This is a genomic window from Arthrobacter sp. NPDC093125 (assembly GCF_044754225.1).
Lineage (GTDB): Bacteria > Actinomycetota > Actinomycetes > Actinomycetales > Micrococcaceae > Arthrobacter.
Genome location: NZ_JBIVOQ010000004.1, coordinates 26338 through 45487, shown reverse-complemented (window position 1 = coordinate 45487; position 19150 = coordinate 26338). Strand labels below are relative to the sequence as shown.

Annotated in this window: 18 protein-coding genes; 12 read left to right on the top strand and 6 right to left on the bottom strand. The window is 62.6% G+C overall.

What is annotated here, in order from left to right; translation table 11 throughout:
* Positions 1–220: 220 nt before the first annotated feature.
* Entirely contained in the window at positions 221–1009 is a 789-nt protein-coding gene (locus ACIP9X_RS09830) for a tetratricopeptide repeat protein (RefSeq protein WP_400479551.1), read from the top strand.
* An 873-nt stretch (positions 1010–1882) separates the two neighbouring features.
* Here the strand turns inward: ACIP9X_RS09830 and ACIP9X_RS09825 are convergent.
* Positions 1883–2284 (bottom strand): hypothetical protein, encoded by a 402-nt coding sequence (locus ACIP9X_RS09825; protein ID WP_400479550.1) that lies wholly within the window; start codon positions 2282–2284, stop codon positions 1883–1885.
* Between the two features lie 191 nt (positions 2285–2475).
* Positions 2476–3387: a hypothetical protein gene (locus tag ACIP9X_RS09820; RefSeq protein ID WP_400479549.1), complete on the bottom strand. Its 912-nt coding sequence runs from the start codon at positions 3385–3387 to the stop codon at positions 2476–2478.
* A 496-nt stretch (positions 3388–3883) separates the two neighbouring features.
* On the opposite strand from ACIP9X_RS09820, the gene ACIP9X_RS09815 reads away from it, so the two are divergent.
* The 7 genes from ACIP9X_RS09815 to ACIP9X_RS09785 all read left to right on the top strand — a co-directional run bounded on the left by ACIP9X_RS09815 (position 3884) and on the right by ACIP9X_RS09785 (position 9621).
* Positions 3884–4522 (top strand): hypothetical protein, encoded by a 639-nt coding sequence (locus ACIP9X_RS09815; protein ID WP_400479548.1) that lies wholly within the window; start codon positions 3884–3886, stop codon positions 4520–4522.
* Positions 4523–4651: 129 nt separating this feature from the next.
* On the top strand, positions 4652–5203 hold the full coding sequence (locus ACIP9X_RS09810) for an HIT family protein (RefSeq protein WP_400479547.1): 552 nt from the start codon (positions 4652–4654) through the stop codon (positions 5201–5203).
* Positions 5204–5294: 91 nt separating this feature from the next.
* Positions 5295–5897 (top strand): RNA polymerase sigma factor, encoded by a 603-nt coding sequence (locus ACIP9X_RS09805; protein ID WP_400479546.1) that lies wholly within the window; start codon positions 5295–5297, stop codon positions 5895–5897.
* Positions 5894–6688, top strand: a complete 795-nt coding sequence (locus tag ACIP9X_RS09800; protein WP_400479545.1) for a peptidase M56 family protein — start codon at positions 5894–5896, stop codon at positions 6686–6688. The genes ACIP9X_RS09805 and ACIP9X_RS09800 overlap by 4 nt, the downstream gene beginning before the upstream one ends.
* 67 nt (positions 6689–6755) lie before the next feature.
* Positions 6756–6962, top strand: coding sequence for a hypothetical protein (locus ACIP9X_RS09795; RefSeq protein ID WP_400479544.1), 207 nt, complete (start codon positions 6756–6758; stop codon positions 6960–6962).
* A 229-nt stretch (positions 6963–7191) separates the two neighbouring features.
* On the top strand, positions 7192–7464 hold the full coding sequence (locus ACIP9X_RS09790) for a DNA gyrase subunit A (RefSeq protein ID WP_400479543.1): 273 nt from the start codon (positions 7192–7194) through the stop codon (positions 7462–7464).
* A 1593-nt stretch (positions 7465–9057) separates the two neighbouring features.
* Positions 9058–9621 carry a dihydrofolate reductase family protein gene (locus ACIP9X_RS09785; RefSeq protein ID WP_400479542.1) on the top strand — a complete coding sequence of 188 codons (564 nt, stop codon included), beginning with the start codon at positions 9058–9060 and terminating at the stop codon, positions 9619–9621.
* Between the two features lie 130 nt (positions 9622–9751).
* Here ACIP9X_RS09785 and ACIP9X_RS09780 read toward each other — a convergent pair whose 3' ends face one another.
* Complete coding sequence (locus tag ACIP9X_RS09780; protein ID WP_400479541.1) at positions 9752–10240, bottom strand: GNAT family N-acetyltransferase; 489 nt, start codon at positions 10238–10240, stop codon at positions 9752–9754.
* Positions 10241–10676: 436 nt separating this feature from the next.
* Between ACIP9X_RS09780 and ACIP9X_RS09775 the strand changes: the two genes are divergently transcribed.
* Positions 10677–11117 (top strand): VOC family protein, encoded by a 441-nt coding sequence (locus ACIP9X_RS09775; protein WP_400479540.1) that lies wholly within the window; start codon positions 10677–10679, stop codon positions 11115–11117.
* A 290-nt stretch (positions 11118–11407) separates the two neighbouring features.
* On the opposite strand, the gene ACIP9X_RS09770 is transcribed toward ACIP9X_RS09775, so the two are convergent.
* From ACIP9X_RS09770 to pdxA, 3 genes are all read right to left on the bottom strand, one after another.
* Positions 11408–11920 (bottom strand): GNAT family N-acetyltransferase, encoded by a 513-nt coding sequence (locus ACIP9X_RS09770; RefSeq protein ID WP_400479539.1) that lies wholly within the window; start codon positions 11918–11920, stop codon positions 11408–11410.
* A gap of 83 nt (positions 11921–12003) precedes the next feature.
* Positions 12004–12969, bottom strand: coding sequence for a quinone oxidoreductase family protein (locus tag ACIP9X_RS09765; RefSeq protein WP_400479538.1), 966 nt, complete (start codon positions 12967–12969; stop codon positions 12004–12006).
* A gap of 95 nt (positions 12970–13064) precedes the next feature.
* Complete coding sequence (gene pdxA, locus ACIP9X_RS09760; RefSeq protein ID WP_400479537.1) at positions 13065–15452, bottom strand: 4-hydroxythreonine-4-phosphate dehydrogenase PdxA; 2388 nt, start codon at positions 15450–15452, stop codon at positions 13065–13067.
* A gap of 245 nt (positions 15453–15697) precedes the next feature.
* Here pdxA and ACIP9X_RS09755 point away from each other — a divergent pair, with 245 nt between their 5' ends.
* The 3 genes from ACIP9X_RS09755 to ACIP9X_RS09745 are packed head-to-tail and all read left to right on the top strand — an operon-like array spanning position 15698 to position 19149.
* Positions 15698–17272, top strand: a complete 1575-nt coding sequence (locus ACIP9X_RS09755) for an ABC transporter substrate-binding protein (RefSeq protein WP_400479536.1) — start codon at positions 15698–15700, stop codon at positions 17270–17272.
* A gap of 3 nt (positions 17273–17275) precedes the next feature.
* Positions 17276–18211, top strand: a complete 936-nt coding sequence (locus ACIP9X_RS09750) for an ABC transporter permease (RefSeq protein WP_400479535.1) — start codon at positions 17276–17278, stop codon at positions 18209–18211.
* Positions 18208–19149, top strand: a complete 942-nt coding sequence (locus ACIP9X_RS09745) for an ABC transporter permease (RefSeq protein WP_400479534.1) — start codon at positions 18208–18210, stop codon at positions 19147–19149. The genes ACIP9X_RS09750 and ACIP9X_RS09745 overlap by 4 nt, the downstream gene beginning before the upstream one ends.
* Position 19150: the final 1 nt, after the last annotated feature.

Below are 19150 nucleotides of genomic sequence, written 5' to 3'. Positions count from 1 at the left end.
TCGCGAGATTCTCATGCTACTCCGAGCGGCGGTCGTTCGGCGTTCAGCCCAACGCTCTCACGCCAGGTCGTGAAACGTTCCGTTCACGGTTCCTCCCATGAAGTGGGCATAAATTGCTGGCCCAGTAAGAGGTGCTGCCATAGTCTGGCCCTGATGCTGGGCCTGCGGCCCCGTGTTTTTCCGTAGCGTTCCCGGCAGGGACCCGAAGTCAGGTGGGGCAGTGAATAGTGCAGAGACCGAAGGGGTGGACTTTCGGTCGTCCGTGGAGCTGATCCTGGCGGGCGACCCGGATGGTCTGTTCAATGCAGCGAATGATTTACGGCTGATCTCGCAGTCGGAAGCCATTGAAGTCCTGTACCGTCTGGCCATTGAGCAGGGAGTGAATGAAGCGTACCTGAACTATGGGGTGTTCCTTCGTGACATCAACAGACCCAAGGAGGCCCTGGTTCAGTTCGAGAAGGCACATGCCGTAGGGGATCCGAAGGCGGCATTCGCTTTGGGAGAAACGAACTGGGAGATGGAAAGGCATGCTGAAGCTATTAAGTGGCTGCGCCTCGCCGGCAGTAACGCCGCCATTCCGCTTCGACTTGCCAGATCGTACAGAGCACTAGGTGATGAAGAATCAGCTGTGAAGGTTCTAAGGGAAGGTAGCGAAACCAGCGCCGAGGCGGCAGTGGAATACATCGACACCACTGACGACCTGGATCCTGAAAGCGCAATCAACCTACTTGAAAAGCATCTTCAAAACGGCGAAGTCGACGTCCTGATTCCGCTGGCCGACCTCTACTCAAAAGCGGGCAATCCGGACAAAGAGATTGAACTCCTTCGACGCAGCGTGGCGGAAGGCGAACCAAATGCACTGCATAACCTGGGGCTGGCTCTCTGGCAGTCCGGGCAGACTCGAGAAGGCAGGGCCCTCCTGAAGAAGGCAGCACAGCAGGGCGACAAACTGTCGCCGAAGGTCTTGCATAATCTTCGCGGCAAACAACGGCACATACGGCTGAAATAGGTCCGGGCCACAGACTTAGTTCATCCCTTGCCTCCCAACCGCCCGGTTGACGTTAACTGGGGGCATACTTTTGCTATGAGGGCAGGGCTTATTGGTACCGGAGTCGTTGCCGCGTTTACGGCAGTACTCGCAGCCTGTACGGTGCCCGGGCCGCCTGCCGATGAACCATCCGGCAAGCCAACGGAGCAACCGCCCCTAACAGCGCGCTCCGACGAGCTCGTCGGCGCAGGCCTCGTACGTCAGGAAAATAACGAGCTGCCCGAACTGTGTATGGGCATAGGCAACGACTCCTACCCGCCAGGTTGCATTGGACCCCCCCCATTCACGGGTGGGACTGGTCGCTAGCGGATGGTGAGGAAAAAGCGGCCAACGTGACGTGGGGAAACTATGTGGTGTATGGAACCTGGAACGGGACCAGCCTGACCGTTACGAGGCAGCCCCCACGGCACATCGCTCATGACGAACCGTGGGGCAAACCGGATCCTCGACTGGATCCTCACAACCCTGGCCGCGGGAACAAGGAGCGCTTGCAGCAAATTGAACGTCAGCTATGGAAATCGAACCAGCGTGAATGGACGGATACGTTCATTGAAAACGGGTACGTTCTCCTCAACGTTTCCTATGACGACGGGTCGCTCCAAAAGGCAATGAGTTCACGTTTCGGGCCAGGGCTCGTGGCGGTTCGGTCCCGGCTCACTCCCGCTGACTGAAATGTTCGTAGCCGATCTCCTGCGGAGTCGGTTACCGGGACTCGCAGCTGGAGTGAGCCGTTCCATTGGCAGAGCATCTCGACCATGAGCAGCCAATGTGCCGTTCAGCGTTCATCAAAGGAGCGCGTCTGAGCGCTTGAAGCTGTCTTAGGTCCTCGAAAGTTCAAAGTGGCTGCTGCACGTCGTAAACGCTGTCCCACATGGTCGAATCGCAGTCAGGAGGAACCGTCACCTGACCGAAACCGCCGCCCAGGCCAATCTCCGTGCCGAAAGCAAAGCGCTTACCAGACAATCCCACGACGGCTTCGCCGTCTTCGGACAGGGTTGTCCCGGCCGGCCAGCGTAAAAGTATCGGCTTGGACTTCTTCCCGTCCGGAACTCCCAGACCAACGCAGCCGTCCGACTGCGTGATAAGGACTCCCGAGTGCTGGGCCAGCATGGCGTCATCTCCATTGCGCCAATCGGTGACGATGAGGTGGGCAGCCGTGGGTGAACTGGAGGCGGGTGCGGTATTAGCGGCGGGCTCCAGGGAACAAGCGCCAAGATTCACGCCCATAAACACCACCCCAATGCCTGTGACAAAGCCAGCCGGTGAGCATTTCCTCGACACCAGACACAACCTCCTAGCCGGGAATGAGGCCGGAAACTAGACCGTTCCAGAAAGATCCGGTGACTAAGAATGCAGGAGGAAATCACAGCAAGCAATAGCGGCGTCGGTCTAACCCTGGGGCCCGATCTAGTTCCGAGCGCGACTGGTCATCCCGTTTCTGATGGCCAGAAGAGACCTAGTGTCTTGTGGGTCTCGGTCATCGCTGTAGCCAAGGGCGTCACGAAAGAAGCTACCCGCTCAAGAACGTGAGCGACTTCCCCCTTGTCCGGTTCAGCCGCCGCCGCCTTTTCCTCAACTCTCGTGGCTAGGCTCCTGGCAAAGGCCCTGTCGTCGTCGGACTCGAGTGCCGCAGCATCTTTCCTGAGCGCCGCAGCAAGTGCCGCCAGGTTTTCTGTTTCATTTGAACCGTTGAGCCAGCGGACGGACACTGTGGATCCGCCGCTGATGCCTGAACCTATGTTGTCCCTACCGGCACGTGTTTTGTGCCTGCTCTTATCAACATGCCGGCTGTGGTCTACCTGATTACCGTTGCCGAAGGTATTACCGTCCCCGAATACGTTGATCACCTTGCGCATCTCCAAGAGTTCACGGGCCGAATAATGTTGTCTCTTCAGTACTTCCCAATCCATGTCACTGAGAAAAACTACTTCAGGAGCCACGGGTGTCAACCAAGCAAAAAACCTGTCGCCTTGCCCATTGATCCAACGTTGGAAGTCATCGGCTAAGCCTTGCCCCTCCGACGCTGGCTTAGCCTTTTCAACGGCATGAAGGATGCCCTCTTCCAGAAGAGGCTTCACAACCTCATATCTGGCGGTTCGAGGAATCCGTCTACCCTTCCAGAAGACCTTTAGGGGTACGGGTTGCCGACGGTTTTTACTCTTGGACGACACATGTTCCACTAGCTCTTCACGGAGGCGGTCCATGTCCAAATCACTAAACCTCCTTCGCGCGCGGGCGAACCCTACCCACCGAAAAAGCAACGCAAGGACTAGGAAAGCGACAAATACTGCTGCCAGCCACATGGCAGTAGTGATTAGCGCATCGGGCAGGCGCTCCATAATGCTCCTTCCCCTCCGATGGAGTCTTGAAGTTACACCCGGGGAATCCGCGCTGACAAGGAAGGTGACGGGTGAATACGGCCGGTGATGCCGAGGAAAGCCCGGCCATGTACACGTGCCCTAGGGACGGCGCCGAGAGAAGGTTTTCAGCCCCCCCGGGCCGTAGACCCGGAAGCGCAGGAAGGCTGCGAGGGAGTCTCGCAACCCTAGGGATACGAGATAAGGGGCTAGGCCGCGCCTCGGTCCATGGTGGTTCTACGCGCCATATATCGATCACAGAACGCCGCCAAATAGCGCCGAAAGTCACACATTTTTCGGAGGCGTGCCGGCGGCAGGTCAGAAACGGTCGTTTGTGACTTGCAGCGGAACAGCTCTCAGAGTGCTGAACACAGTCGGCGGGCCTGACCCTCGGGGCCGTGCCTTGGCGGGATCCTACGCTTGGTCCAACTCCGCATCGTCTGGGGAGCTTTCGAACTGACTCACCTAGACTCAGGGGATGCCTAAAAAGGAAAAGCGGGAGGGGGATGAGAGCGTCCCCCCGGCAGAGGGGACTGGCATCTTCTCGCGGTTCACGCGGCTTAGCGGATTCACTAAAGGCGTGATCACGTGGCTCGGCGCGGTGGCCTCACTTGTCGCTGCCCTGGTCGGGGCAACGTACCTGATAGCCCCTGACCTGAAACCGCGAGACAAGCTTGGAGCTACGGTGGATCGGATCGGCATTGAGCAAAGCGTCGATTACCGCGCCTACGAGGACAAGATGAATCGAGGAGAGCCTTCCTCTCCTAGAGATGAGCCTTCTCCCCGCGGTGTCGAGGTGTTGGTCAGAGCCTCACTCTTCGGATTTACCGACCGCAAATACTCCGTCAGAATCAATTTGCTCGAAGCAGAGTCGCTCAAAGCGATAGATGTGACTGACGAACCTTTCCACTCGACCTGCGAAGTTTTGAGTCCGAAAGCGAACGAAGATGGTGTCACATGGCGCTGTTGGGCGACTTCGCCTCCAGCCGCCACCCGCTTTATTGTGCGAGCTGAGATCTACGACGACGGGCAATACGGCAAGCTGGACGCGGCCCACGACGATGTTCTCTTAGACTTCTTGGATTCAGCGGCGCTGACCGCCCTAGCAACGAGCTGACACCCCCCTCTTACATCCCCGCCGTCATCGGACTGCCCCGTTCCCGGAATAGGGCCCGGTACAGCCGTACAATCGGCAGCCTCGAAAAGTGTCCTAACAAGGGAGGAGCTGTCTTCTTCGCCGACACAGATGGGCAGGGCCTGTCGCAGGTCGGTCAAAACTGGGTCCTATTGGAGCGTGTCGACCTCGACGCGATTCCACCGCTCCGTACCCACAAGGCAGGATGGTTGGATGAGCTGCGTATTTTGTTCCTTGCTGCTAGATGCCACGTCTGCTGATTGGGTCGCGAAAGAGGAGCATGCCGCTGCGTTCCTACCCCTGCCGTCAAGCTCATTGGCGCCGGGACACACTCTGGTAATCCCAACGGCGCATGCATCGGGCGTCCATGAAGCTGGTTCTTCTTCGCTAATGGCCACAATGGCGCTTATTCAGAAGGTCAGTCTGGCCCTGCGCGCCACGTTGGGTGCCCCAGGTGTGAACCTACTCAGCGCCAGTGGTCCAGGATCAGAGCAATCCGTACCCCATCTTCACTTCCATGTCGTTCCTCGATGGGAAGATGACGGGTTCACCACATGGCCGAGTCAGCGCTCCTTAAAGAAGGTTTCAGCAAGTCCTGCGCGTTTACTCGCCGACGCTATCCGTGAGTTTGATGCTGGTGCAGTAAGCGGAACTCGCGGCTGAGGCGGATTCTGGGCAGAAACTTCCGTAGAGGGTTCCCAAAAGATTCTTCGGCCATGTGTAACCTTTCCGGCTGTCACGGACAATACAGGGCATGGGGAACGTTCAGTCGGATGATGCGGGGCTATGGAACCGCAGCCGCAATGGCGAGGGTGAAGCTTTCAGGGTGCTGTACTCCCGGCACCGCGACAGGATCTTCCGCCACGCATATCGGCTCTGCGGAGACAGGCATGACGCTGAGGACATCATGGCCACAGCCTTCCTTGAACTGTGGAGGCGCCGGGCGAAGGTGCGGATCGTCGAAGGATCAATTCTTCCCTGGCTGCTGGTCACAACCACGAACGCTGCACGCAACCGCCGGCGCTCAGCGCTCCGCTACCGCCGGCTCCTGGCCTCCCTTCCTAGAGCGGACGAAACAGACCGCACTGCCCAGGACCCGACGGGCGCGGCACAGGAGGTTCTCGACCAGAATGTCGCCCGTGCCCTTGACGCACTGAGCGCTGAGGACGTGCACCTGGTGAGCCTGGTCGTCTTCGAGGAATACACCATCGCCGCCGCAGCAGCGGTCCTCAACCTCACCCCTGGAGCGGCGAAAACAAGAATGCACCGTGCACGTCAGCGCATGAAGAACGCCCTCACGGGTGAGCAGCCCGCCTCTACCTCCACAACTCCAGTTCTGGAAGGAGAACTCTCATGAACGAGCTGCGCGTCGATGACCGCTTCAGCAATGCACTCGAGGCCGAACTTGTCTCCCGAGTCCAAAAATCCGTCCCCGCCCGGACCCGCAGGCAGACACGGCTATGGCTAAGCGGCGGCGTCCTGGCCAGTGCCGGCCTCCTCGGTGGCATCGGAGCGGCAACTGCGGGCCTCTTCACACTCCCCGGAGGCGAGAACACCACCCCGCTGGCTTCCCCCTCAACGACAGTCCAGACGGGAACCGCCACCATTGAACTGGGCGAACCACCTGAAGGAACCACCGGGATCGCCATGGAACTTACCTGCCTTACCGCCGGCCGCTTTGAGTGGCCCGACGGAGTTGCCAGCACCTGCTCCGCCGCAGACGCGGCAAACCCCACCGCAGGCTGGTCCGGCTACACCATCGGCCTCGCCCCAGGCCAGCACAGCGTGACCATCAAGACGGAGCCCGAAAGCCGCTGGAAGCTCACAGCCAAATACGTCAAACATGAACGAACAGAGTGGGGCATCAACGCCGATGGCGAGACCTACGGCGTCGAAAGCCCCGAAAAAGGGACTCCCGACCTGATCGCCGTCACCGCATCGAACGGCGTATCCGGCTACGCCTACGCCAAAGACCTCTACGGTGGACCCACGCCCACCAGCCCCGAAGACGCCTCAAAGAACTTCAGCACCCCACGCCCGCCGCGCGAGATCCCTGTGTACCTCAGCGACGGCCAAACCAAAGTCGGGATCTTCCAAGCACCAGGCTCCGGCGGCGGAATTCCTGCCTCCCACTCGACGTCCCCATAGGGGTTCCTCAATCCGCGATCCAACGACGATGCTCCTATAGGCGTCAAATTGGGCGACACGGCTTTCAATGACGCAGGAGAAGGTTCAGGCCAGCGAACAGAAGCCCGGCTCCAAGGAGCCCAAACATCACTCCTATCGCCAGCCAGGTGCCCTGTGTCACCGCTTCAGCTGCTTCGCGGCCTCGTCGGCCGGCGAACATGTTCATCCATTCCCGATGCCCCTTCGAGACGGCAGTCCGAAATACGGCTATCGCCAAGCCGATGAGCAGGAATAGCCCCCCGAATAGTGTGAAAGCGGCTCCCTGTAAAACCACGACGGTCCCCCTGCTCATCTGCTGACTATCTCCCCGCTCTTAGGAACAGAGGCCAGATGAATGTACCCCCTCGTCTCAGCAGAAGGAACAGTGGCTATGCCAAGGCACGGCTGGGTGCCGTAAAGGGCTCCTTCGGCCATCCTCAACTGGACGCAATGCCCAATGACTTCCGTCGTGCAAGAATCGCCGCATGGATGAGGATGAGCGGCAGACCAGGCAAGAATTGATGATCCTCGATGCCCTAATACAGGCGATGGATCGGCGTGACGAGGTCTTCCAGATGATTGAGGATTCAGAGGACGGGGACGAAGCAGTCCGTCGGGTGGGTCAGCTGTTGGGTGTGGGAGAGTTGGGCAGCCGGGCAGTCCTCGACCTGCAGGCTAGAAGATTCACCCGCGAACAGCGTCGGGGCATCGCTTCCCGTGCAGAAGAACTTAGATCAAAGTTGCCTGATGGCCGCTGAGGACTTCGTGTTCTCCGTCGATTACTGGTTATGCAATTGGGACGCACAGCCTGGCTGGAAACTTCAGCGGGTAACGAAAGAAAGCGAATCTTTGCCGTTCGCCCACGTCAGGGTGTTGTTGCTGTAGCCCAGCTCCACACTTCCCCCGAGGAGCTTAAGGACCCAGTCCTGTCTCTCCCCAAGGTTTTCTATGCAGCCTGAGGCACCGATCGCCCTCTGCCCCGTCAGTCGCATGGTGTTGTCATTGATCGTCACAACGGCATCGAGGGGACCGCACGGCATCACTACTGTCAGGTAGGTCTCCCCATCTCGTTTAGAGAGTTGCGCCGTTACCTCCCCTGCCCTTACCCAGGAGATTGGTGCGCCGCCATCAGACCCGGCCGTGCTGGTGTATTTCCCGCAAGGGGCCTCAGGCACGAATTGGGCACATTCGCTCGATGACGTCGGTGATGTCTGGCTTGGGTTTGGCGACCCCATGCTGGAACCGCACGAGGTAACCGTCATTCCCATGAAAAGAACAACAGTGATGCAAGCAAGTATCTTTAGATTCTTCATAGCCCCCGCCTAGGCCGAGATTTCTCGAAGCGTATAACGCCACAGCCGTTTTGTCAGAAGAAGGACAACCTTCAGACACAAGGGCAAAACCATGTCAGTGCGTTCAATATGGACCGTTAACCCACATATCGGGCCACAGCGCTCAACCGGTGTCCGTCCCGGGTTCCCGAAGGAAAATGGACGAGACCTAGCGACTTGTGCCGTGAGGGGTTCCTCGGGGACCTGCTGACGGGCCTTGCGGCCCTAACCAGCACACCCACGACCGGAAAATAGAAATGTTGATCGGATCGAGACGAGCAGTTCAGGCCAAACCCCTATTTATGTCCCCGGATTGCCGGGACAATCGGGGCATGGGACGCTTGCGCGAGATCCATCGGTTTGCGGCAGTTTATGCCGTTGTCTTCGCCTTAACTGCTTGCGGAAATCCTGGTAGCGGAATGCAGCTGGAAACACCAGACGATGCATTGCCGTTGCCTTCTAGTGAGCCTTCGCCTGGCGTTACTGTTGCGGATCCAGCCGCCCCGTTAACATGCAGTGAAACTGCTCGCTACCCTGTCGGCCCGGCAGAATCGACAGGTCTCCCCGCCGATTCTGCGACTGCCTCCAGTTGTGGCAACAGCTCAATCTTGCTGACCGAAGAACAGATGCGAAATGCTTCGCCCGAGCCGATGCCCGTCCAGATAGATCCGGGCTCCGAAAGCAGCTCTGCGGATTCGCAGGCTACGGTACCCCATGAAGGGGAGCACCGCGGCTGGACCCCCGAACGTATGAAAAGTGCTTCTCCAGCCCCAATGCCCGTGGTTCCTTAGCTCGGTCATGGCCACGCCGCGCACAGTCCGTAGGTAGAGAAACCTGTCCCGCTACAGGTTCCCCCAAACGGTCGATAGCTACACTGGCGAAAGGTCGGGACTCCATCCTTTCCGTACGAAGCATCTGCTTGGCGTGGTTGTCAGCTCGCCCTCGGCCTGGCCTGACCGATAACTTTTCCGCGCCGTGTTGGTCTGTACAACGAATACCGACTCACGGGAGACTGGCGCCATGCGCAAACTGACCTTCGGCATGAACGTGAGCCTGGACGGCTACATCGCCGCGCCCGGCGACGACCTCGGCTGGAGCGTACCGAGCGACGAGCTGTTCCAATGGTGGTCCGACCGGGTGGGGGCAACGGGCCTGGCGCTGTACGGGCGCAAACTGTGGGAGACGATGAGCTCCCACTGGCCGACCGCCGACCAGCAGCCTGGCGCCACACCGGCGCAGATCGAGTTTGCCCGCCGCTGGCGGGACATGCCGAAGGTGGTGTTCTCCTCGACGACCAGCACGGTCGACTGGAACACCCGCCTGGTCACCGGCGACGCGGTCACCGAGATCACCCGGATCAAGGCCGAAGACGGCGGCCCCATGGACATCGGCGGTGCCACCCTCGCCGCGGCGGCCATTCGGGCCGGGCTGATCGACGAGTACGCGATCGTCACCCATCCGGTCCTGGTGGGCGGCGGCACGCCGTTTTTCACAGCCCTGGACAACTGGGTGAACCTGAGCCTAGTGGAGACCCGGACGTTTCCCGACAGCGTGCTCCTTACCAGGTACGAGACCAAGCGCTGAGTGCCCGACGTCGAATCAGCGCGGGCTTCGGGCCACCCTAGGATCTCGTGGCGCTGTATTTCCAAGACAATCGTGACGTTCCTGCCGGATCCTGCCCCAACAGCGTCTCTCTAACGCGCAGACCATCTCCTTAATCGGAAAGATTCTTGAAGTAGCGAGCTACTGGCCATCGTTCGAAGCCAAGTGCCTCATATACGCGCCGGGCAGGTTCATGGCCGGGATCATCACCGGTCTCTACAAGCACCATGCTCATGCCAGCTTCCCGGCCTACATCGAAAGAATAATCAATGAGGGCCCGGCCAATCCCCTTACGCTGGTGGGCAGGATCCACGGCTAGAACATATACCTCGCTCATGCTGTCCTCCGGGTGCAGCCGAGTACATACCCAGCCCACTAGCTGATTACTCTCAAGAGCCATCGCTACATTTTCCGGCTCATTATCAAGGACAGCCGCCATGTCGCGGTACTGGCGTTCCTCCCATCCCAATGGATAGAAGGCCTCGTAAACGAAGCCGGGCACCGAGTCGCGGACCAAGGGAAACACCGGTTCCCAGGCTCTCAGCGAAAGCGCGAGTACCTTTTCCCGGTAATCCGGCGTGTAGCCGACGATTCGCACCATCCACTGATGCTAGCTCTGAAACCGGTGCTGTGACTCGCGCGGTAATGCGCTGAGAATGATAATTCCACCTCAGGGACGCAGATTATCCGCGGCACTAACCATTGGCTGTAATGAGACTGACCGGCAGGTAGTCTTCTGGACTCACCGGTTGGACTGCGAGTCCGTCGATGACGTATACGGGTTCCTTGCCAACAACCCGCCGCCATTGTTACTACCGGGCTCCCGTACTGCAATTCACCTGTGGCCGACCGGTGGCAGGAACGTCGGCCGTACACTTCACCCATCCGCTGCCGAATCCAGCGTTGCCGTCTTTTGTCCACGCCAGGCGGGTAGGCTGAGGATCTCTCTAATCCATGCGGGATGGGCGGCTTCGACGGCGGGCCCGTCTGTGCAGACGTCCACGCGGACGTTGTCAACGAGAACTGGAGGTTGGACCATGTCGCATGTGCGACGCTTCGACCACGCCGGCATCACCGTTGCTGACCTTGACAGAGCAACGGCGTTCTTCGTCGGTCTGGGTCTCGAGGTCGAGGGCCGGATGTTCATGGAGGGCGAATTCGTGGACACCGTCATCGGCATCCCCGATTCCCGCAGCGAGATCGTCATGCTGCGGCCGCCTGACGGAGGTGCCGGCGTGGAGCTGTCGAGCTTCGTTCGACCGGACCACGAGCCCGGGTCTCCTGCCGCAATGTCTACCGAGCTAGGCCTGCGCAACGTGGCGTTCGAGGTGGACGACCTCCAAGCAGCCGTCGAATGGCTGGCCCAGGAAGGCTACGGCCTGATCGGCGGCGTGGGTCAATACGAGCACATCTGGCGCATGGCCTACGTGCGCGGACCGGAAGGGATCATCGTGGCCCTGGCCGAGCGGATCGGTTAACACCGGCGAGTTGTACCGATTGCTGGTGCAGGTGCAACCCGTCCGGGTTACGGCCGCCACACGTCACCAACCGCCGCGTGTGGGCGTATGGCCCTTCCGGGCATAGTCGGGCAGCGCCATTTCGGCAAGCAGGCTCAGGAGGAAGCACCAGGCGAGCACACCCTGCAAGGATTCCGGTTCGCCGAGACTGCGGAGAGTGGCGACCCAAAGAGAGCCGTGCACTCCGCGGCACGTGCTCGATACGCGGCCCGGACATGCTCATCAGTCATGCCTACGAGAGTAGTAGGCCCCTAGGTTTGCCCGGGATGCCAGCGGCTGGAACGCACCATGCGAATCTCTCGCACGTTATCCTCGGTCTGGCTGACCCCATCCGGCACGAACCCATGCTTGCGATAGAAGGCCTGTGCCCGCGGGTTGGGGTCCGCGACCCACAGCGCTGCCGTTTCGCCAGGGTCGACAACAGCGTCCAAGAGAGCTTCTCCCACACCAAAGCCATGATTCAGTGCGAGAACGTACAGCACGTAAAGATGCACTGACCAAGGCTTGTCCTGCACCGGTCCGGCCATTGCAACACCAATAAGCGACCCCTGGCGCTCTGCAACGGCCACGCGATAGGCGAAGAATCGTTCTTCTGTCAGTACGGTGGTCCAAAACGACTCCCGGGCCGGGAGCAAATCCGGACTGTCGAGGAGTTCGTCTGACATGAGTCCGCGATAGGTCTCTTGCCAGGACGCGACGTGCATGGATGCCATGGCCTGAGCATCTTCAGCCCTGGCGGCGCGAACAAGGAAGCCTTCTGTCATAAGCCTGAGCATAAGGGGGCTGTTCAGGCACGGGCCAGCGTGCGGTGCCCGGCAAGCCCGGCACCGCACCAAAAGCGAGCCCGTTACGGAACCAGCAGCACCTTGCCCGTGGTGCGCCGGCCTTCAAGGTCCTCGTGGGCCTGGCGGGCATCGGCCAGGGGATAGGTGGCGCCGATCCGGACCTTGAGGTTGCCGTTGGCGGCGGCAGCGAAGATCTCCCCGGACCGCCAGTGGCGTTCCTGTTCGTTGAGCAGGAAGTGTGCAAGGGACGGCCGGGTCAGCGTCAGGGATCCGCCGGCATTCAGTCGCTGGGGGTCAACGGGCGGGACGGCACCGGACGCCGCCCCGAACAGCACCAGCGATCCGCGCGTGCGCAGGCAGGACATCGACCCGTCGAACGTGTTCCGGCCGACGCCGTCGTACACCACGTCAACGCCCCTGCCGCCGGTCAGCTCGCGGACGTGGTGGGGGAACCCTTCATACCGCAGCACGTGGTCGGCGCCGGCTTCCCGGGCCAGTTCCTCCTTGGCGTCGGAGGAAACGGTGGTGAGGACCCTTGCGCCGCGCTCCTTGAGCAGCTGGGTCAGCAGCAGGCCAACACCGCCGGCGCCGGCATGCGTCAGCACCGTGTGGCCCGGCTCCACCCTGAAGGACGAGTTGATGAGGTAATGCGCCGTCATGCCCTGCAGGGGGAGTGCCGCCGCCGTCTGGTCGTCAACTCCGTCCGGCACCGGGAGAGCCTTCGCCGCATCCAGCACCGTGTAGCCGGCGTAGCATTTGGAACCCTCGGCCGTAGCTACCCGGCTGCCCACCGAGAAAGTCTCGACGCCTTCGCCGACTTCCTCAACTGTGCCGGCTACCTCCGAGCCCGGGGTGAAAGGGAAGGGCACCTGGTACATGCCGCCGCGCTGGTACGTGTCGATGAAGTTCACGCCGGCTGCTGCCACCTTGATGAGCAGCTGGCCGGGGCCGGGAACGGGACGGTCGGTCTCCGCGAAGTCCAGGACCTCGGGACCGCCCGGCTGCTGGGCGACGATGGCATGCGTCATGGAAGCTCTCCTTTCCCGGGCCGGGACTTCCGACCGTCGGATTCTCAAACCATCCTATGGAGAGCCGTGCACGAGGCGAAGTCAGGCACACCTCATCAGGGGCGCGGAGCCGGGCTCGGAGACATTTCAGCGGCCTGGCGCAGCGCCTCGATCATGCTCCTCACATCCACGATGCCCTTGCCGGCGATGTCGAAGGCCGTACCGTGGTCCACCGACGTCCGGATGACGGGCAGCCCCACCGTGATGTTGACGCCTGCTTCTATGCCGAGGACCTTGATGGGGCCGTGCCCCTGGTCGTGGTACATCGCCACGATCAGGTCATAGTCCCCGCGGCCGGCCAGGAAGAACGCCGTGTCGGCAGGCAGCGGGCCGCGGGCGTCGACGCCGTCCGCCTGGAGCTTCTCGATGGCCGGGGTGATCTTTTCCGCTTCCTCGCCGTAGCCGAAGAGGCCGTTCTCGCCCGCGTGCGGGTTGATGGCGCAGACGCCGATCTTCGGGTTCTCGATCCCGGCCCGCTGCATTGCGCCGTGGCCGCGGCGAACGGTCCGCTCCACCAGGCCCGGTTCGATCTTGTTGATCGCGTCTATGAGTCCGATGTGCGTGGTCACGTGAATAACCTTCACCTTGGGCGTGGAGAGCATCATCGACACTTCCTCGACGCCCATGAAGCGCGCCAGCAGTTCAGTGTGCCCCGGGTAGATGTGCCCGGCCCTGTGCAGTGCCGCCTTGTTCAGGGGAGCCGTGCAGATGCCCTGGACCTGGCCGCTCATGCCCAGCTCGCACGCGATCCGGATGTAGTGGTACGCCGCGTTGCCTGCTTCGGCCGACTCCCGGCCCCAGGGCAGGTCTTCCGGGAGCAGCTTCGGGTCGATCACGTTGATCCGGCCGGCCTCGAAAACAGCTTCGTCCACCGTCTCCACCTCCACGATGTCGGCGTCCACGCCCAGCGCCTTGGCGCCCAGCTGCAGACGGTGGACGTCGCCGATGACCACCGGCCGGCAGTCGCGGTAGGCGTTTTCGGCCAGGAGAGCCCCCACGGTCACCTCGGGGCCGACGCCGGCGCCGTCGCCCATGGTCACGGCGATGAAAGGCCGGGTGTCCTGCTTGGTTGCGTTCACTGCGGATGTCATTGATGCTCCAGGTTCATGGGAAAAGGGGTGAAGGTCGTTGGCTGACCGAAGGTCTCTGATTGCTGAGTAAAGCTGGACGAGCGCGGCGTCGTCGCCGAAGCTGCCGGGCTTGGTGCCCACCAGCCGCCCGTCGTCGGAAAGGCTGACCACAGCGCCGTGCTGCACGGACGCCAGCGGCGTCAGCCAACGGACGCCGAGGGCATCGAGCACCTCGCGGGCCGTCTCACCGCCGGTAAGAATGAGATCCGCGCTGGCTCCGGCGCCTGCTGTCAGCTGCGCGAGGTTCCGCACAATCCTGCCGGATTCGTGCGGATTCACGACGTCGGCCCTGACCGTCAAGGCCACCGGCCCGCCTGCCGCGATGAGCTGCTGCGCCTCTGCGAGCCGGGGGAGGGCAGCCTCCGGGCGCTGCAGTTCGTCCGGGCCGATCCGCAGGGCTGTGAAGCCGCTTGCTTCCAGGTTCCGCAACTGCGCTGCTGCCGTATCGGAAGCGGAGCCGACGGCGGCAAGCACCGGCCGGGCGCTGTCCGGCATGGGCAGGGCGTGCGACGGCGGGAGATGGGTCTGCGCGTTTCGCGCAGGATCGGTTCGGGAAGGATCGCCCGCTCCAGCCGGTCCGCTGCCCAGTTTCGCGGCCAGCAGGGCAGCGATGCCGCCGGTCCCGGCCAGCACGACCCGCCGCCCGGCGGCCGTGAACCCGAGGTCCAGCAGTGCGTCGACGACGGCCTCGAGATCTGCAGCTGTCTCGCCGTCGACGATCACCGTGGCGGGGATGTCGGCGGAGGGGCCGCCCGCAAGGGCATCTGCCAGGAAGGCGGCCAGGCCGCCCGACCTCACCGTCGTCAGCCCGGCAAGCTGCACGGAGGAGCCGGAGCCCAAAAGCTGCCCAACCTCGGAGGGCGGCGGCGCCGACTCCGCCCGCCAGAGCCCGGTGCGGTCCAGCCGCACGCCGTCCGCAAACGCAATGCCGCCCACCACCGTGCGGTTCAGCTGGGGAAGTGCGCCCGCCACCACAACGTGGAGCCCCAGCGCAGTCAGTGCCGCAAGTTCCGGGCCAACGTTGCCGCGCCACAGGGAATCAAGCTTCTTGAACAGGACGCGTGCACCGTCGGCAGCAGAACCGCCGAAGACTGTGCTGCACCGGGCGGCTGCCGCCTCCGGAGCCATGGACCGCGTGTGGGTGTCGAACACCAAAACAGCGGGGTTGCCGTCTACAGCGGCTGCGGCTTCAAGGTCAGCCCCGGCTTCCGTCGCGGACAGGAGGAGGCGCGTGTCCAGCCCGTGGGATGCAAAGCACTGTCCCACTTCGGCTGCGCCGGAAAAGTCGTCGGTCTGGATGAGGACTGCAGTCACGTCGTCCTCCCTTCTTTTGAGATCAGGTCCTGCGCGGATCAACACTGCTGTAATCCACCGTTGCTGTGGACTTCCTTGGGCCTTCGGGAGGAGCACCGAGGCGCCGTCGGTAGCACCATCATGTCACGGTTGCGCGAAATGCGCTAGGACGGTTGCGCATTTCGCGCAGAGGTGGCAGAGTGATCCATGTAACACGGCGCTGGCCATCCGGCCGCCAGCCGACCCATTCAACCGAGAGGTCAACGATGACCGTTCTTCCTCAAGGAAGTGAGATCTCACGGCGCCGCCTTCTGCAGTTTGGCGCAGCCGCCGGATTTCTCCTGGGCACAGGCTCCCTGGCCGGGTGTGCCGGCCCCACCGGCCTGCCGGGACCCAGTACTTTGACGCTGGCCCTCAACAGGTCCCTCGTGAGCCTGGACAACAAACTCAACCAGTTCGACGCCGCCGTCACTGTCCAGCGCGCCGTGCGCCAGGGACTGACGGCCATCGGCCCCGAAACCAAGCCGGTCCTGGTTCTGGCAGACCGCTTCGAGATGACCTCGCCCACCCAGTGGACCGTCCGGCTCCGCGAGGGCGTCCGCTACTCCGACGGCAGCCCGGTGACCATCAACGACGTGGCCACCGCGCTGAAGATGTACCAGCAGGTGCAGGGCTCCTTCGTGGCCGGGTTCTTCCCGGAATTCCCGACTGTCGTGCCGGTTGATGACCGGACCTTCCGGATGGAGTCCAAGAACCCCATCCCCATCCTCGACTCCCTGATGAGCATGATCCTGATCAGCCCGGCGGCCAAGAACAAGCCGGAGGAACTACAGGAAGGCGTCGGCTCAGGCCCCTACGTCGTCACGAAGTTCAACCGCGGCGCCGGTACCTACAGCCTCCAGCGCAACGAGAACTACTGGGGCCCCGCACCCGCCGTGGACAACGTCGAAGTCCGCTTCCTGCCGGAGGAATCCAGCCGCGTCATCGCCCTGCGCAGCGGCGAGGTGGATGTCATCGACTCCATCACGCCCGACTCGCGCGAACAGCTCGCCGGACTTCCCGGCGTCGTGCTTAAAGAGGCATCCAGCCTGCGGCTGAACCAGATCTTCTACAACTTCCGCAAGCCGGCCTCACACCCGCTGGCAGACGTGAGGGTCCGCGAGGCGCTTAGCTGGGCCATCGACGGCGAGGCACTGGTCAAGGACGTGCTTGTGGATTCCGTCAGCGAGGCCGAGGGCGTGGTGCCGTCCAGCCTCACCGGCTACTCCAAGACAGGCACCTACACCTACGATCCGGAGAAGGCCAAGGCCACCCTGAAGAGCCTCGGCGTCACCGACCTGACCCTGAAGATTATCTGGGAAACCGGCGAGTTCGCCTCCGACACCTCCGTGATGGAGGCCCTCGTGGAGATGTTCGGCAACGTGGGCGTGAAGACCCAGCTCCAGCAGTTCGAACCCGGCGGCAACATCCTGGCCTGGCGCCAGGGCAAGCAGGGCGACTGGGACCTGCTGGGCAACGGGTTCAGCAGCCCCACCGGCCTGGCCATCACCATGATGCAGGGCATGTACGCCGGCACCGCGGCTAAGGAAACGACCCGCGACACCTACCAGGGCTACGTGGTCCCGGACGTGGAAGCCAAGATCCGTGCCGCCTCCTCGGAGGTGGATCCCGTCCGCCGGCAGCAGCTGCTCGCCACCGCGCAAAAGGCCATCTGGGACACCTGGCCCTGTGCCTGGGCGTTCGTGCCGAAGTCGGTCCTGGCGCACCGGGAGCGGGTCGCCGCCGTGAACCTGGCGCCCACCAACTCCTACCCCCTTGTTGATGTCCGGCTGGAGGCCTGAGTCATGACGAACTACATCCTCAAGCGGCTCGGGCAGGGCCTGCTGACCGTTTTCCTCACGGTCTCCACGGTCTTCATCCTGATCCGCATGGCCCCCGGTGACCCGGCCGTTTCTTACGCCGGCCCGCTGGCCACCACCGAACAGCTGGCCAAGGTCCGTGAGCAGTTCGGACTGGACCGTCCGGTGCTGGAGCAGTACTGGATCTTCCTGCAGCAGCTCTTCACCGGCAACCTTGGCACCTCCTACTCCTTCCAGGCCCCGGCCATGCAGGTGGTGTCCGAACGCATGCCGTACACGCTGACGCTCGCCACCGCGTCCATCCTGCTCACCGCCGTCGTCGCCATCCCGCTGGGCGTGTGGATGGCCCGCCGGCCGGACACCAACCGGGAACTCGGCGTCAACGTCCTCACCATCGCCGGGCAGTCCATGCCGGACTTCTGGACGGGCATCATGCTCCTCACCGGGTTCGCCGTCCTGATCCCGCTGTTCCCGGCCTCGGGCTTCGCCACCTGGGGAGGGCTCGTGCTTCCCACTGTCACCATCGCCATCCTGCAGATCGCACTGATCTCCCGGATGGTGCGGCGGGAGATGACCGCCAACTTCGCCGCCCCGTACCTGACCGTCGCACGGTCCAGGGGGATCGGCAGCTCCGCACTGACGTGGCGCTACGCCATGGGCAACTCCGCCATCCCGGTCTTTACCGCCCTCGGCACGCGGTTCGCGGCCATGCTCAACGGCGTCGTGGTGGTGGAAGTCGTATTCGCCTGGCCCGGCGTCGGATCCCTCATCGTCCGGGCCCTCGAAACCCGCGACTACCCCCTCATCCAGGCGACCGTCCTGCTGACGGCGCTGCTGGCCGTAGCCGTCCAGCTCGTCATCGACCTCGCCTACCCGCTCCTTGATCCCCGCGTTCGTCTTGGAAAGGCGGCAACAGCATGAGCCTCAGCGACACGGCGACACCTTCCGCAGGAGGACTGCCAGGCGCACAACCGTCCCGCACGCCCTCACCCAGTGCCGTCACCAAGGATCTGATCGCCAAGGCAGGTGCCACCCGCCGCCGCAACGCCGCGAAGTGGAAGCTGCGCATCGGTGCCGTCTGCACGCTGATCGTCATCATTCCCATCCTGTTCGCCCAGGTGCTGCCGCTGCCGGACGCCAACCACCAGGACCTCTCGGCACGCCGGCTCGCTCCGCTGGTGGACGGCCACCTGTTCGGCACCGACCAGCTGGGCCGTGACCTGCTCTCCCGCGTCTTGCACGGCGGCCAGGTCTCCCTGACCATCGGCATCCTGGCCGTTGTGGTCTCCGGCGCCATCGGCATCCTCCTCGGTGCCGCCGCCGGTTACTTCGGCGGCTGGGTGGACACCGTGGTCTCCCGCCTCCTCGAGGCGCAGATGTCCCTGCCGCTCCTGATGATGCTGCTCCTCGTGGTGGCGCTCTTCGGCCCGTCCATCCCGGTGATCACGTTCGTGATCGCCATAGCCCAATGGCCGGAAGTGGCAAGGCTGACCAGATCCATGGTGCTGGTGGAGCGCGAAAAACCTTACGTCGCCGCGGCCCGCATCCTTGGCCTCCACCGCATCCAGATCCTTATCCAGCACATCATCCCGAACGTCATCAAGCAGGCGACGCTGGTGGTCCTGCTGCTCCTGGCCCAGGCCGTGCTGCTCGAAAGCGCGCTCAGCTTCCTCGGCGCCGGACCCCAGCGCCCGTTCGCCACCTGGGGCCGCATCATCTCGGACGGCCAGGACTACATCACCACCTCCTGGTGGATGGTCACCCTGCCCGGCCTGGTGATCGTGCTGATGGTGGTGGGCGTCAACCTGCTGGGCGACGGCCTCCGTGACCGCCCCCGCCGCAAGAACAAGGATGCCTGAC